Origin of the sequence: Pseudodesulfovibrio sp. S3 (genome assembly GCF_004025585.1) — a bacterium.
Lineage (GTDB): Bacteria > Desulfobacterota > Desulfovibrionia > Desulfovibrionales > Desulfovibrionaceae > Pseudodesulfovibrio.
In genome coordinates this window covers 150,112-164,594 of the sequence record NZ_QTZO01000008.1, presented here as the reverse complement: position 1 = coordinate 164,594, position 14,483 = coordinate 150,112, and the positions used below count along the sequence as shown (strand labels likewise).

12 protein-coding genes, 1 tRNA gene and 1 other RNA gene are annotated in these 14,483 nt (G+C 53.6%); 4 read left to right on the top strand and 10 right to left on the bottom strand.

What is annotated here, in order from left to right:
• Window positions 1-89: 89 nt before the first annotated feature.
• Together DWB63_RS10985 and DWB63_RS10980 are read left to right on the top strand one after the other, a co-directional pair.
• A complete protein-coding gene (locus tag DWB63_RS10985; protein WP_128328880.1) occupies window positions 90-839 on the top strand; it encodes a TlyA family RNA methyltransferase in 750 nt (249 codons plus the stop codon).
• 2 nt (window positions 840-841) lie between these two features.
• A complete protein-coding gene (locus tag DWB63_RS10980) occupies window positions 842-1,711 on the top strand; it encodes a DMT family transporter (RefSeq protein ID WP_128328879.1) in 870 nt (289 codons plus the stop codon).
• A gap of 57 nt (window positions 1,712-1,768) precedes the next feature.
• Here the strand turns inward: DWB63_RS10980 and DWB63_RS10975 are convergent, their stop codons facing one another.
• From DWB63_RS10975 to DWB63_RS10960, 4 genes are all read right to left on the bottom strand, one after another.
• Window positions 1,769-2,596, bottom strand: coding sequence for a rhodanese-like domain-containing protein (locus tag DWB63_RS10975; protein ID WP_128328878.1), 828 nt, complete (start codon window positions 2,594-2,596; stop codon window positions 1,769-1,771).
• A gap of 102 nt (window positions 2,597-2,698) precedes the next feature.
• On the bottom strand, window positions 2,699-3,412 hold the full coding sequence (locus tag DWB63_RS10970) for a cobalt transporter (RefSeq protein ID WP_241648794.1): 714 nt from the start codon (window positions 3,410-3,412) through the stop codon (window positions 2,699-2,701).
• Window positions 3,409-4,146 carry an ABC transporter ATP-binding protein gene (locus DWB63_RS10965; RefSeq protein ID WP_128328877.1) on the bottom strand — a complete coding sequence of 246 codons (738 nt, stop codon included), beginning with the start codon at window positions 4,144-4,146 and terminating at the stop codon, window positions 3,409-3,411. The genes DWB63_RS10970 and DWB63_RS10965 overlap by 4 nt, the downstream gene beginning before the upstream one ends.
• Before the next feature lie 110 nt (window positions 4,147-4,256).
• Window positions 4,257-5,480 (bottom strand): OmpP1/FadL family transporter, encoded by a 1,224-nt coding sequence (locus DWB63_RS10960; RefSeq protein ID WP_128328876.1) that lies wholly within the window; start codon window positions 5,478-5,480, stop codon window positions 4,257-4,259.
• A gap of 294 nt (window positions 5,481-5,774) precedes the next feature.
• Between DWB63_RS10960 and DWB63_RS10955 the strand changes: the two genes are divergently transcribed.
• A complete protein-coding gene (locus DWB63_RS10955) occupies window positions 5,775-6,212 on the top strand; it encodes a hypothetical protein (RefSeq protein WP_128328875.1) in 438 nt (145 codons plus the stop codon).
• Between the two features lie 40 nt (window positions 6,213-6,252).
• On the opposite strand, the gene DWB63_RS10950 is transcribed toward DWB63_RS10955, so the two are convergent.
• The 3 genes from DWB63_RS10950 to arsS all read right to left on the bottom strand — a co-directional run bounded on the left by DWB63_RS10950 (window position 6,253) and on the right by arsS (window position 9,045).
• Window positions 6,253-6,999 carry a DUF4198 domain-containing protein gene (locus tag DWB63_RS10950; RefSeq protein ID WP_128328874.1) on the bottom strand — a complete coding sequence of 249 codons (747 nt, stop codon included), beginning with the start codon at window positions 6,997-6,999 and terminating at the stop codon, window positions 6,253-6,255.
• A 130-nt stretch (window positions 7,000-7,129) separates the two neighbouring features.
• Entirely contained in the window at window positions 7,130-8,053 is a 924-nt protein-coding gene (locus DWB63_RS10945; RefSeq protein ID WP_128328873.1) for a bile acid:sodium symporter family protein, read from the bottom strand.
• 47 nt (window positions 8,054-8,100) lie between these two features.
• The gene (arsS, locus tag DWB63_RS10940) at window positions 8,101-9,045 is read right to left on the bottom strand and encodes an arsenosugar biosynthesis radical SAM (seleno)protein ArsS (protein WP_128328872.1); all 945 of its coding nucleotides are present in this window, start codon (window positions 9,043-9,045) and stop codon (window positions 8,101-8,103) included.
• Between the two features lie 148 nt (window positions 9,046-9,193).
• On the opposite strand from arsS, the gene ffs reads away from it, so the two are divergent.
• An RNA gene (gene ffs / locus DWB63_RS10935) (signal recognition particle sRNA small type) lies at window positions 9,194-9,287 on the top strand.
• 68 nt (window positions 9,288-9,355) lie between these two features.
• Here ffs and DWB63_RS10930 read toward each other — a convergent pair.
• From DWB63_RS10930 to DWB63_RS10920, 3 genes are all read right to left on the bottom strand, one after another.
• Window positions 9,356-12,751 carry a response regulator gene (locus tag DWB63_RS10930; protein WP_128328871.1) on the bottom strand — a complete coding sequence of 1,132 codons (3,396 nt, stop codon included), beginning with the start codon at window positions 12,749-12,751 and terminating at the stop codon, window positions 9,356-9,358.
• Window positions 12,752-12,993: 242 nt separating this feature from the next.
• Window positions 12,994-13,740: a transporter substrate-binding domain-containing protein gene (locus DWB63_RS10925; protein WP_128328870.1), complete on the bottom strand. Its 747-nt coding sequence runs from the start codon at window positions 13,738-13,740 to the stop codon at window positions 12,994-12,996.
• 594 nt (window positions 13,741-14,334) lie between these two features.
• A tRNA-Ser gene (locus DWB63_RS10920) sits at window positions 14,335-14,426 on the bottom strand.
• Between the last annotated feature and the right edge of the window lie 57 nt (window positions 14,427-14,483).

The window sequence follows — 14,483 nt, the reverse complement described above, 5'->3', positions numbered from 1 at the left end:
GTCAGAGGGGTATAAGAGACAGGAAGGGGAGGGAAAAACCCTTTTCAAAGGATTTTTCCCTCCCCTTCCCCGGCCGCCGGAGGCAACTCATGCCCAAAAAACAACGAGCGGATCAGCTCCTGGCCTCTTTGGGGCTGGTGGACAGCCGGGAAAAGGCCAAGCGGTTGATCATGGCCGGAACGGTCCACTACATGGACCGGGGCCAGAAGACGCCTGTCACCAAACCGGGCCATCAATTCTTCCCGGACACGGAATTCGTGGTCCCGGACGATACCCGTTTCGTGTCACGCGGCGCCTACAAGCTGCTCACGGCCATCGAAGAATTCTCCATTGATTTCACGGGAAAGATCGCCCTTGACGCCGGGGCATCCACCGGCGGCTTCACCGACTGCATGCTCCAGCACGGGGCCGTGCGCGTCTACGCCGTGGACGTGGGGTATGGGCAGTTGCACGAAAAGCTGCGCCAGGACGACCGGGTGGTCAACCTTGAGCGGACCAATGTCCGCCATGCCGAGCCCGGACTGCTCCCGGAAAAGGTGGACATTATCGTGGCCGATGTCTCCTTTATTTCCCTGACGAAAATCCTGCCTACCTGTATGCAATTCCTTAAAGACACCGGCGAACTGGTGGTACTCATCAAGCCACAGTTCGAGGTGGGACCGGGCCAGACCGACAAGGGCGTGGTCCGCGATGAGGTACTCAGGCAGGAGACCGTGGAGATGGTCACCGGGTTCTGCGAACAGGAACTCGGCCTGACCATCAAGGGCGTGGTCCCTTCCAAAATCCTGGGGCCCAAAGGGAATCAGGAATACATGGCCTACATGCAGAAATCGATCTGATCATGCTCCAAGGGCTCATCTACGCGCTTCTTTCCGCCGCGGCCTTCGGATCCATGGCCATTTTGGTCAAACTCGGCTATCTGGCCGGAATGACCGGGGCGGTCATGATGCAGTTCCGCTTTTCCTTTGCGGTGCTCTTCCTGCTCGTCTTCCTGGCACTCAGGGACCGCAGCCAACTCCGCATTCCCCTGTTAGACCTCGGCAAATGCGCCTTTCTGGGGCTTGTGGTCTACTGGATGCAGACCACCTGTTTTGTCAGCGCCCTGGCCACCATCCCGGCGGCCACGACCAGCCTGATCCTCTATGGTCATCCCATATTGGTCGCGTTGCTGGCCGCCCTGTTCCTGAAAATGCGCATCAACCGGGTCGTGATCTTTTCCCTGGTCCTGGTCATGATCGGGTGTTGCCTGGTCTTCTACGATGCCTTCCTGCGAGAGGTGGATGGAGTCGGGCTTGCCTATGCCTTCGGAGCCATGGCCACCTTTTCCATCTACATGATACTGGTCCAGAAACTTCTCAGGAATATCAAGCCGCTGACAGCCACGTTCTACGTCATGCTGTTCGCGACCGTATCCTTCACGCTCTCCGGCGACATCACCGCATGGCTACATTCCAATCGGGAACAGATAATGCTGGGGTTTGCCATGGGATTATTCCCCGGGGTTGTGGCGGTCACCCTCCTCTTCATCGCAATAGAAAAGATCGGCAGTGCCTACACCTGCATCTTCTCTTCCGTTGAACCGGTGGTAACACTCCTGGGCGCCATGGCGTTTCTCGATGAAAAAGTGGTGTTGCTCCAATTTGCTGGCGCGGTATTGATCATAGCGGGCATCGCGGTGCCCAATCTCAGATACGGGAAAAAATACGTATAACAAAAAAGGGCACCACATTTTGTGATGCCCCGCTCATTGTACGCAATCGCCTGAAGGCTAAATATCCCGCTTATCCATGAACCGGCCCAGCAACTTCAGGTGCGCCTTTTCCTCCCGCGCCAGGAGCTGCAAGACGTCCCTGGTCTCCTCGGATTCGGCCCGTTTGGCGCACCGCAGGTAATAGTCCAGAGCCTGAGCCTCTACCATGGTGGCAAGCTGCAGAACGCCCTGTTCATCATCAAAGGCAGCAGGGTGCCTATCCAAAAATTCGTTGATCTCCACTCCGCCCTCAGCCAGGATTCCCGTGCCAGAAAAAGCGATTTCTTCAAACTGATCCAGGCTCATGTCACTGCCGGAAATTTTCAGATACCGCTCAAACAGGATGTCCTTGTGCCTATCCTCGAAGTCGGCCAACTCCATGAACAGTTGGATACGTTCCAAGGTCTCGGCCATATCCGCCCGTTCCACATAGAAACGCTGCAAGCTGCTCTCCATGGCGTAGGCCTTGAGTATCACTTCCACCGGAGTCTCCCTGCCGGAGAAGGTGATCATGTCCAACTCCATGGAGCCAAAGGCTGTATGTCCATCCCATCCCCCCATACCGCCCACCAGGTTGGCAATATCAGTATATCCGCTACCTTCAAGCAGGGAGGCGGCGGCCATGCTTCGACCTCCAGAGGCGCAGTACACCAGAACGGGAAGATCTTTTGGCACCTCCTCCATCCGATCGGCCAAATCGACCAGTGGCAACAGCCTAGCACCCGGTATATGATTCTCATCATATTCCCACTGCTGCCTGACATCCAGCAGCGTATAGGAATCCGGTTTGTTTCCATCAATGAAAGAACGGGCCTGATCGGGAGTCATCATAGTTATTTCAGTCATGGTTCCCTCGGTAGCGAGTCTGATTTGATGAAGATGAGAATGATTATTTAAGCAAACCGTATTGCAGGACGCGGTTTGGCGTCAATACGGAAAGAACGATGATCACAGAAATAGCATGAAAGAAATGGTGACGACCGAGATGCCCGCCCACACCCAGTCCCGGCCGTGCCAGGTAAAATCGGACTCCCAGGCGGCTGCGTTTTCCAGGCCACGACTGGCCACGGCCAGGGTCTGATTCCATGTCTTCTGTCCCAGACAGCGGATCACGGCCTGGGGAATCATGCGCATCCGGCTGAAAAAACCCACATCCGGGCAGCGTCGACCGACAACCTCCCTGACCTGGGACATGGTCTCCAGGCAGGTGGGCAGAAAATGGACCATCAGTGCCAGGGCCAAGGCAATACGCCAAGCCCGCTCCGAACCGACAAAGGGCCGCATGGCCCAAGCCACCGCCAAGCCCAATGCCCGCGCCGACGTGGACAGAGCCAGGACAAGACCCAGCAGGAGCAAGGCAATCAGGCGGACGGAAAGTTGGACGGCGTCGTTCGCAACATGCTCCACCGGCACCCCTGCCAGCGCATCCAGCACCACCTTGAACCCCACCCAAAAAAAGACGAAAACCAACATGCTGCGGACCATCTTTCCCCCAACAGGACGCGTGGAGGACAACGGCCAGGCCAAAAGGAGCAACAGGAAGGCGCTGGCTGCCGCAGCCGCCACATGCACCTTCCACAGACAGGGGCCGAGCACAAGGGCCACCGCCATTTTCAAGCGAGGGTCCAGGCTTCCGACATAAGCGGCGATCCCCCGCATCATTCGGTTCCTTCCCAGGGAATGATAACACCCCCGGCCAGCCAGGAACACGGGGGACGAATCCCGTAAGCTTCCACCTGGTCCAGCACAGAGTGCGGCGGCCCGTTCAAAACCAGTTTCCCGCCGTCAAGGACGGCCAGCGTCTCCACAATATCTATGAAACTCTCAAGATCATGACTGGAAATAACCTGCGTCAAACCGGCCTGCCGGTTCTCCCTGATAATGGCCCGCATTTCCAAAACGCCCGGATAGTCGAGACCGCTGAACGGCTCATCCAGAAGTAAAACCCGCGGCTTGTCCAGAAGCGCCGCAGCCAGACACAGTTTGCGCTTGGTGCCCCAGGAAAGCGTCTGAACCGGTTTGTCCCAATACTTGAGCAGCTTGAAACGTCGGGCCATATCCCTGGCCTCAGCGATCACGGTCTCATCCCGCTTGCGGCCCAGGAGCAGATCCTCCTCCACCGTGGCGCCAAGAATCTGAAGGTCGGCATCCTGCATGACCAGACGACAGACGGCGCGAATGTCGCCCTCCTTGCCCGGACTGACTCGCCCAGCCACCTCGAGCGACCCTTTGGTGGGCGCATAAAGTCCGGCCATGAGAGCCAGCAGCGTGGATTTTCCGTTGCCGTTGGCACCGGCCAATCCCATGAGCGCCCCCTTGACCAGATGCAACGAAATTCCTGACAGAACTTCATCCCCTGAAGCATAGGCAAACGTAACGGTATTCAAATGTATCATGTAGTCCTCGCGGCCAACAATCCACCATCTTCCTTATCCGTGTCAACGGCGGACCACACAAAAAAAGGCCCCGCCAAAGCAGGGCCTTTTCTCATTGAAATGGATGCGTTCTAGAAGGTGTAACCAATGGAGGAACCGATTGCCCAGGTCTTGCCGCCTTCAAAATCGACATCGTAGGAAGTACCGGCGGAGTTGGTCATGGTCATGCCATGGCGTTCCTTGGTGACGATGTACATACCTGAGACATCCACCAGCAAATTATCCCACTTGTACCCGGCGCCAACGGTGAACATCTGGCGGTCGTTTGCGGGAAGCATTACTGAAGCATACTCCCCGCGAGTCGGGGTCTGGTCATAAACATACCCTGCGCGCAATGCCAGCATCTCGCTCATAAGATATTCCAATCCGAGCTGGAAACGCCAGGTGGACTTGTAGTTGAAATCCTCAGCTGTGTCGACCACGGGTGCTGCCATGTTGGAGAAGTCGAACTCAATCCGGTCAAACTGCTCCCACTGGGTATACAGCACGTCGAATTCGATGGTCAGGTTCTCGAAGGGCGTGTACCCCAACGCCACATTGTAGCTGGCCGGAAAATCCGCAGTCATTGTCACATCGCCGCTCTGGTTGAATGCACCAGCATCGGATACGGAAGCACTGCCTTTGCCTTCGAAATGGACCGGAGACCGGTAGGTCAAGCCCAGGGAAAGCTGGTCGGACAGGTCGTAAAGCAGTCCCATATTGAAACCGATCGCGGTGTCGGCCACGTCAACCTTGAAGGTACTGTCTGGAAAAGCCGCGTTAAACTGCTTTCGGATCAGGAAGTTCCCCTTGATCACCTCTATACCGCCAGCCACGGAAAGATCATCAGTGACCTTGTAGGCCGCACTCGGATTGAAGGAAAACGTCTCCAGCTCCGCCTCTTTGAGTAGGGTTGCGCCATCCCAGTGCTCGTCATACTTGGTGCCAAGTCCGAACCGGGTAAACATACCGAAACCAAGTGTCCAGTCATCGGATACCTGATGGGTAATAAAGCCATGGGGAACACCAAAAACCTGACTCGCTGTCTGATTCTTATTTCCATCGATGTAGACATCGGAGGACGGAGAAATGGCAGTAACACCACCATACACATTGGTGCCTTCAAGCTTGGTCATCAAAGCGGGGTTATAGGCGACGACAGAGGCGTCATTTCCGGTTGCATAGTTGGCCGTGCCCATGCCCAAAGCACGGTTACCCCATTCGTACAAGGCAAAACCGCCTGCCTGCACCACAGAAGCGGTTGTCAGCAGACAGGCAAGAAAACAGAAAAAAAACACAATGGAAACACGTTTCATCCTTCCCCCTTCGGCGGCTACCGACTTAGCGGAACCAGCCTGTTGCAATGTGTCCGGTACCCTCCCAGATCTGGCGAGAGAACTCGCCCCGGAAACACTGATGTTGCATATTTTGCACAAACTTTGATTTCATACACAACCACCCAAAAAATGTAAAACGCAAACACTCTTTCAAACAACTGTTTAACTAGTGTTTTAAATATGATGAAAGGCATCGAAGAGCGGCACGATTTTGGCAGTTATGAGATAACTACACGCAGAAGGGAAAGGATTTCCCACAGTGCAGGAGGAACCATGCACCACATCATTCCCAAACTTGACGTCAAGGAAAAGAGCTTTCACGGCACCCTGGCCATTGGCGGCCTGGCAGGCATAGTGGAAGGCTCGATCCGATACGGCCTGACACTGCACACGGCTTTTCCGGGCATGATGCTGACCCTTATGGGGGCCTTTATGGGGGGATTTACCGGCTTTTTTCTAAAAGATCTCGTCCGCACATTACGCGGAATGAAACCCTATCGCGGGGTCAACAACGATGGTTGGATGATGGGAGCGTTCATGGGCACCTTTGTCGGCACCCTGTCACAGGTGGCTGTCAGCCCGGACGGGGCCAACCTGGTGGTGGGGTCCATTGTCGGAGCGTACCTCGGGGCAATTTGTGGTGCGTTCCCCGACGAGTTCGTCACGCCCATCATTTTGAGGATGTACGACCGTCGCCCAGGCAAGCCCTGACGAATACTTCGTCCGCCACGGGCTTGCCCAGACATTTGGATTATTTCATTTCCACCCAGATAACCGCGCCCATCTCCAGCTCACGGCCTTCATACGGCTTGTCGTCGGCGTTCAGACCGGCAAAACCCCACCACCCCTTCCAGGGACAGACAAAGGTAAACACGCCCTGACCGTCAGCGATCACTTCCTGCGTGACCATGCGCTCGTAGGGCGCCTGCTTCTTCTGATCCTGATTGTAATACTCGACTTCCACACGGGTGTAGGGAGCGGGCTTGCCGTGGAGCATGACCACGCCCTGGAACACGTTACCGGCATAGTTGCCGAACGGCCGGGTCAGGGGCACGATTTCGGTATCCAGGCCTACAGGGGTATTCCACTCTTCGCCTTCACCGTACCCGTCCACCACAACCTTGGTTATGTGACGGATGTAATTGTTTTCGGCATCTTCCTTGTAGGGAACCGGATCAAAAACAAAGGCATACAGTCCCGGTCCCTTTGGAGTGAAGCTCGTCTTCCAGGCCTGATGATCCATGACCTTGGTTTCCTTGAGCGTATCCAGCAGATTCACCTTATCCTGGTTGTCGATGACAACGAAAAATTCAGCGGGCTTTTCCAAATCCATACCCACCATTTCGAACGGATGGGAAAAGGACAAGGTCAACTCAACAGTCCGGCTTTCCTGCGTCAGTTCGTCCGTGCTCGGGATCAACATGCCAAAATGGGCAAAGGCCTGGCTGGCAAAAAGCACTAAACACAGAACCACAGCAACGACAGTCACTTTTTTCATCACGTACTCCTCTCATTCTGCGTGATCATTATGTCCAAAATCATAATCGACAAGGGCATACTAATAACAAACGAGTAACACAGGTCAAGCAAAAAAAGAGAAATCATCGACCGGTGAGCAACAGGGAAACTCAGTCGGACAAGGTTCGCCAACGTTTTGCCAAGGTGACGCCGGAGAGATTGTGCCACAAGCTGAAAAGTGCACCCGGCAGGGCCATGGCAGGACCGAAAAACTTGATGGACAGTGCCACGCCAAGCCCGGAATTCTGCATCCCCACCTCGATGGCAAGGGTGCGCGCATCCCGTTTCGAACACCGGAAAAGCCTGGCAATGCCATAACCTGCGGTCAATCCGAGTCCGTTGTGCAGGATCACGGCCAGCAGTACCAAAACAGGAAAAGCCAGCAGTGTCTGTTGGTTCAGACCAATAATACACGCGACAAGCAAAGTGATGACCGCAATGGAAAGAGCCGGAAAACAACGCAGAATCGATTCCAGCCGCTTGCGAAACAGGCGACGCAGAATAAGGCCGTCCATCAACGGGAACACCACGATCCAGAATACGGACATGGCCATTGACCAAAAATCGATCTCCACCTGTTGTTTCAGGAGAAAATAGATGATCGCAGGTGTCAGAACCGGGGCAAGACATGTGGAGGCAAGCGTCAGTGTCACCGAGAGGGGGACATTGGCACGGGCCAGATAGGCGATGACATTGGACGCGGTTCCGCCGGGGCAGGCCCCGACCACAACCATGCCGACAACGGCCTCGGCAGGCAGGTTCAGGGCATAAGCAATACCCACTGCCAGCGAAGGCATGATCGCAAACTGGAGCACCATGCCGAGTCCCACCAAATGCCATTTTCGCAGAATATCTCTAAAATCTTCAAAATCAAGGGTCAGCCCCATGCCGAACATAATGATGCCGAGTCCCAGGGGGATGTGGGGCTTGATCCAGGTGAAGCAGGGGGGATGAGCCAAGGCCGCAGCCGACATGGCCAGGGCGATGAGAATGAAGTTCCGTTCAATAAAACGAAGTATTGCGTCAAGAGTCATGCACGAGGGGTGGCCCATATGGCACCCATTGTCAACATTGAACAATTTTACGATTCAATGGCGCCGCCGCAACTTGATCCAGCCCCGGCCGTGCAGCCCAGGCAGTGCAGCCCGGTGGCAATGACCCTGTTGACCATTGCCGCCTGATCAAAATCGTTCACGGTGCTGGACGTCCCCGGTTGAGCAGGCAGACCAAGGGCCTGATTGAAATCACAGTCGTACAACCGTCCGTCCCAACCGATATTCACCTGATGTCGGCACATCAACCCGGATACGGTTGCCGGATTAAAGGAGGAGGACAGCATATCCAAATACTCTTCACCCCGCCCCTGGGCCTCCAAATCCTGCATGAAGCGACCGATAGGCAGGTTGGTGATAGTCAACAGCCGATTGAAGACAATACCATGCCTGGCCTGCATTTCCCGCTTGTAATCCTGCTCGAGACAGCGCTGATCCGGAGGCAGAACCGGTCCGCCCGGATTGAAGACAAGATCGAGAGTCAATGCGTCCCGGCTACCGTACCCCAAAGCATTCAGCCGTTTCAACACCCTGATGCTGCTTGCATAGCACTGTTCCCCCCGCATTTTGTCCACATTCTGTTCAAGATAACACGGCAGCGAAGCAACGAGAGCCACCTTGTTATCCGCAAAAAAAACCGGATAATCCATCTTTTCCGCTGCTTCCATGGCGGACAGATTGGTGCGCACCTGGACAGCGAAACCGGCGGCAGTCAGTTGCATCACGAAATGCTGAAGATGCGGATTGAGCTCGGGAGCACCTCCGGTGATATCCACAACCGTTGGTTTGATTTCATGAGCCAAATCCACAATTGTTTCCATGGTATCAAGACTCATGGTCTCCTGGCGATCCGGGGAACACTCAAGATGGCAATGCGTACACGACTGGTTGCATTTCAGACCGACGTTGACCTGAAGAACACCAAGGTCGCCTGCATGAAGCACTCCACCGATCTTTTTTTCAAAACCATTCATTATAACACCTCGTTGATCCTGTGGTTTCCCCTATAACAGCCCATCGGACGCCGCATGCCACCCATATGGGCACACCGGATCAGAGAACGGCTCCAAAAGGAAGAGTTGACGAACTTCCGGGAACGCTGTAGAAAACCATTCCCGAACAGAGGGAAGCCGGACGGCGGCTGCGCTGAAAACCCCGTCAGGTCCGAAAGGAAGCAGCGGTATCGGTTGCTACCGGGTGTCCGGTTTCCACTCAAAGGCGCGTTCATTGCTGAACGCGCCTTTTTCTTTCAAACATTGCCCCGCCATAGGGCACACCGCGTCCCTATCCGAATTCCTTCTCGATCTCGGCGACCAATGCCAGAGCCTTTTTAAAATCGTATTCATCAATAATCTTCAACAAAAGAGAGACATCAGCCTGCAATTCCTCAGGCCAGACCAGGGACTGAACCGCAGCGGCCTTCTCGCGACATTCCACCGGGGCACCCCGCAAAAGCGGCTGTTTGAGTCCTTCCAGGCTGGACCGAAGATCTTCCACCGCAGCAACATCTCCATTCCTAAGGAGTAAGGTCTCATCCTCGCCGGCCACCTTGAGGACACCGATACTGCCAATGACCGTATCCAGCTGGCGGGTAAATCGCGACAGGAGGTCGTTCACGGCCTCCTCTCCCTGGTCCAACGCCAATTCGAGATCACTGGCAGCCTCAAACAGTTCCATGGCTCCGAGCATCCCGGAAGTACCTTTGACGGAATGCGCCAGGGCGATACCTTCGTCACGACGACCGTCGGCCAGGGCCTGTTCGATATTTGAAGCAGCATCTGCATATTTTTCGTCAAGAAGCAAAAGCAACGTCCTGTATAATTTCACATTGCCGCGTGCCCGTTTGAGCCCTAATTCCAGATCGAATCCCGGCATGTCTGCCGGCAGCAGATCCCGACTTCCCTTTTCCGAGGTGGTAACCTTTCCTTTGCCGTCCGCTCCGGATTTCCGGCAAATCCACTTGAGAAGAATCTCAAACAGGTCTTCCGGATCAAAAGGCTTGGAAATATGCCCATTCATACCCACTGCCCGACTTGCCTCGATATCGCCAACCATGGCGTGCGCGGTCATGGCAATGATCGGCAAATCCTTGTATTTCATCTGCTGCCTGATACGCGACGCAGCTTCGTAGCCGTCCATGACCGGCATCTGGATGTCCATCAAAACCAAATCCACTTCATTTTTTTCAAGAAAATCCAACGCATGTTGTCCATTGAAGGCCTCATGAACCTCAATTCCAGTTGAGGAGAGAATCTCCTGCGCCACCTGTCGGTTTATCTCATTATCCTCGACAAGCAGTATTTTAGCCCCTTTCAGATCACCGATAACACTCTTACCATGTGAGACCTCACTCAATGTGATAATGCCCTTGCCAAGGGTCTCGACAACAAGATTGAACAGGAAAGACTGATTGACAGGCTTGAACAAAAGCCCCTTAAAACCCATTTCATTCGTCTGTTTCACCAAGTCGGCATTGGCGTATGCAGACACCATGAACATTGGCGGCTTGGGCTCGATGGAGGCGTCAGACAGGATGGCGGCAGCCGTATCGATGCCGTCCATTCCCGGCATCCGCCAGTCCAAGACAAGAAGCCTGTAGCCTTCCTCACTCGGCCTGTTGCGAAGCATTTCCAGCGCCTCATAGCCGGATTTCGCCAAATCGACCGACAGCCCAATATGCTCAAGCATCCCTTTGAGAATAACACGGGATGTGGGGTTGTCGTCCACAACCAGGGCATGAATACCCTGCAATTCCTCAGGCAGCACAGTTTGGCTTTCATCCTTGTCGTAAATCGGGAACACAACCTCAAACCAGAACAGACTGCCCTTGCCCGGTTCACTCTCCACGCCGATCTCGCCGTCCATCAGATCAACCAACTGACTGCACAGGCTCAGCCCCAGGCCGGTCCCACCGTATTTGCGCGTGGTGGAAGCGTCTGCCTGAGTGAACGGCAGGAACAGGTCCTTGACCTGATTCGCCTCAATGCCGATGCCGTCATCCTTGACACTGAATCTGAGTTTTGCGGTGTCCGCATTCTGTTCCAGGCTCGCGATGGAAACGATTACGGACCCCGTGTCGGTGAACTTTACGGCATTGTTGCACAGATTAATCAGTATCTGCGCCAGGCGCATGGAATCGCCCACAATGGCAGGAGGCACGTTCTTCTCCACGTCTATGAGAAATTCGAGTTTCTTTTCGTTGGCGCGAGGCGAAACAATGGTGGTCAACTGTTCCAACACCTGATCTAGCTTGAAGCCCACGGACTCCACCGTCAACATGCCCGCTTCGATCTTGGACAGATCAAGCACGTCGTTGATGATGCCAAGCAGGGATTTGGCTGAGATGTCTATTTTGTTGAGATAGTCCCTTTGTGTCGCTGTAAGCTCCGTCATCTTGGCCAGATGCGTCATCCCGATGATGGCATTCATCGGAGTACGAATTTCATGACTCATGTTGGCCAGGAATTCACTCTTGGCCCGAGTAGCCTCCTCCGCAGCCTCCTTGGCCTTGATGATTTCCTTTTCGGTCTGCTTGCGGATATGAATTTCCGAGGTCAGAAGACGGTTGGTCTTGTTCAGTTCTTCCGTGCGTTCGTTAACCCGTTGTTCCATTCTGTCATAGGCTATCTTGAGTTCCGCCTCGGCCGTGCGCAGATCGGTAATATCCGTAACCATGCTGAAGGATCCCTGGAACTCCCCCTTGTCACCGAACTGAGGACTGGATGAGAGCATCCCCCATATCACCCTGCCGTCCTTTCGAATGAATCGACGCCCATATTGGGAGGCATGACCGGCAAGCCGCTTGTCCATCTCCACGTCATGATCCTCAAGTTCATCTTCGTGAATCAGGGTCCGCATGGGCATACCGATCATTTCCGCTTCGGTGTACCCGAGCATGTCGGCAAGAACCTGATTCACCATGGAAATCCGATTGTCGACATCAATCATCATGATGCCTTCGATACTGGTCTCGAACAACCGCCGGTATTTTTCCTCGCTGACGCGAAGCTCATGTTCACGAAGCCGAACCTGCTCGGCCATTTCGTTGAATTTTGAGAGAATCAGCTGAATTTCCTGAAAACTTTCTGTCTGACTCGGTTCCGTATACTTCCCGGCCGAAATGGCCTCAGTCCGCGATATGAGCTTGCCAAGCGGCGTACGCAGGGTCCGGTTCAAAACCAGCCGCGTGAACAGGCCAAGCACCACGACCACGGAAAACAAAGACAACAGGCTGATCCAGGTGGTTTCAAAAACCTGTTTCTTGAAGATATCCGGTGTGAGACCCAACCGAACAATGCCGACATCTATGGCATCATAGCTGACAACCTGCTCCTTCAGAATGGTTTTTCCGGGAACAATCTCACCGAACCGGCAGATTTCATTGCCCCGATGGTCGTCCACCTGAATGAAAACCACGATATCGATATTGAAGAAGGTCTGGCACAGGCTGACAACCGACTCCTCCTCCATGTGCCAAAGATAGGATTCAAGGCTGCTGGAAAGATGTGTCAGGGCTTCGTTGGCACGCTGTTCGAACTGAACTTCGGATTTTTCATAAAGAACAAAGAAAATAACGGATGAAATGGCAATGGACGAGAGAGCGACAACAGCCATGAGACTTGCCGTCAAATGCTTCACCAGGGAACGTTTCCCCTTGCCCTCCCGACGAAATATCATCATGTGGTTCCTCTTGAACAGCAGTCACTGGAACAAGCACCCAATCTCAACAGACCACACCAGATTCCACTGAATTTACCAATAATAAAAACTATTTCATTTCCACGAAAAACTATCAACTGGAAACAGGCCCATTTGTTTTAACACAAAACCTGATTCTTCCTTACTCAAATTCCACCTTCGGATCGATTATATTCGTTTGACTCCATAATGGTTCTTTGAAACAGCCTCTTCACATCCGGCTTCTAGGGGGTCTGCCAGCGTTTCAACACTTCCTGCAACGCCCCTTCATCAACCAACGCGTTCAGGGCGGCTTCCATCTGCATCAACAGCGTCCGGTTCCCCTTTGCCACGGCAATGCCTACGGGCACTCCAGGATCACCCACGTCAATCATCCGAACGTCCACATCGTACTTACAGGCAAGAAACACTCCTACGGCCTTGGGCGCAATTGCAGCAACCGCCTTGCCCTGTTTGAGCATTTCCATGGATTGCTCCTTACTCTTGGTCTGATACAATCGTATATGCCTGTGCACTCCTTTTTCCCGGAAAAACTCTTCCACATAGGAATCCCTGTCGCCCGTAACCACTTGCCATTGCAGCTCGCTGAACGAATGGACAAAGGAATCCGCCAGAACAAAGATCATCCCTTTCCGGCTATAATACGGAGAAGTGAAATCAAAAAATTTATTGCGCCGTTCATTGATCTCCATTCCTGCAATGCAGTCAAGCTTACCCAGCCGCAAACCGGCGACAATGTCATCCCAATTGTCCTGCCTGACCGTCAAATCCCTGCCCATCTTTTCGAAGACGAGCCGAATGACCTCAACATCCAATCCTGTGGAAGTCCCGTCCGCGCCAACGAACTGATACGGTGGATACCCCTGAGCCACACCGCAGATGAAGGTCTCCTCCTCTGCATACACTACGGATGCAAGCAGGAATACAATCAGAAGGCATACGCCCCCGACACCGCTGATCTTAGACCTCAAGTGCCCACCTCTGTTACACCGTCAACACGCGACTCCCAGCCAATTCCAGAAGACAATCCCAGTTACAAATATATTAACACATAAAAAGGAAAATAAACCAACATTCTTTCACACCGAAAACCAACTGAAGCAAACCCCACCGTAATTCGATGACTACTTAAATTTGTGTAACAAAATGGAAAGAACATTCATTATCATAAACATCGGCTCTCTTTTCGACTTTGAACAGACATCCAGCACACCGTAAGGCCCAGTTCTTTGTAACCATCATGCCCTTCTGAGCGTTATAGTATGTAGGAGGGGGAGGTAAAACCTTAAACCCAAGGCGGCACCCCATGTACGGCAACAATAACAACGGTCCCATACTCAGCAGCGCGGAAATAACCTTTTTACTGTCTGACCAGACATCTCTCAAAGCCCCGGCAAACAATCTCTGGCCAGATACCCCGGATCACACCGTTGAGACTACAGAAGAAAAGGACATCTTCTTCAGCTTTTATACAAGCCCCGATTCCCCAAAAACTTCAAACGCCTGATCCGGCGAAGACCACGAAAAAAGGCTTACGATATTCATCGTAAGCCTTTTTGCTTTCGTGGCGGAGAGGAGAGGATTCGAACCTCCGAACGAGTTCCCCCGTTACACGCTTTCCAGGCGTGCTCCTTAAGCCGGACTCGGACACCTCTCCGCGTTAGAGAGGCAGTAACTAACCAAAATGGTGTGCCTTGGCAAGGAAAAATTTTGG

Coding starts and splice junctions, on each gene's coding strand:
- DWB63_RS10985 (WP_128328880.1), top strand. CDS start 90: ATGCCCAAAAAACAACGAGCGGATCAGCTCCTGGCCTCTTTGGGGCTG.
- DWB63_RS10980 (WP_128328879.1), top strand. CDS start 842: ATGCTCCAAGGGCTCATCTACGCGCTTCTTTCCGCCGCGGCCTTCGGA.
- DWB63_RS10975 (WP_128328878.1), bottom strand. CDS start 2,596: ATGACTGAAATAACTATGATGACTCCCGATCAGGCCCGTTCTTTCATT.
- DWB63_RS10970 (WP_241648794.1), bottom strand. CDS start 3,412: ATGATGCGGGGGATCGCCGCTTATGTCGGAAGCCTGGACCCTCGCTTG.
- DWB63_RS10965 (WP_128328877.1), bottom strand. CDS start 4,146: ATGATACATTTGAATACCGTTACGTTTGCCTATGCTTCAGGGGATGAA.
- DWB63_RS10960 (WP_128328876.1), bottom strand. CDS start 5,480: ATGAAACGTGTTTCCATTGTGTTTTTTTTCTGTTTTCTTGCCTGTCTG.
- DWB63_RS10955 (WP_128328875.1), top strand. CDS start 5,775: ATGCACCACATCATTCCCAAACTTGACGTCAAGGAAAAGAGCTTTCAC.
- DWB63_RS10950 (WP_128328874.1), bottom strand. CDS start 6,999: ATGAAAAAAGTGACTGTCGTTGCTGTGGTTCTGTGTTTAGTGCTTTTT.
- DWB63_RS10945 (WP_128328873.1), bottom strand. CDS start 8,053: ATGACTCTTGACGCAATACTTCGTTTTATTGAACGGAACTTCATTCTC.
- arsS (WP_128328872.1), bottom strand. CDS start 9,045: ATGAATGGTTTTGAAAAAAAGATCGGTGGAGTGCTTCATGCAGGCGAC.
- DWB63_RS10930 (WP_128328871.1), bottom strand. CDS start 12,751: ATGATGATATTTCGTCGGGAGGGCAAGGGGAAACGTTCCCTGGTGAAG.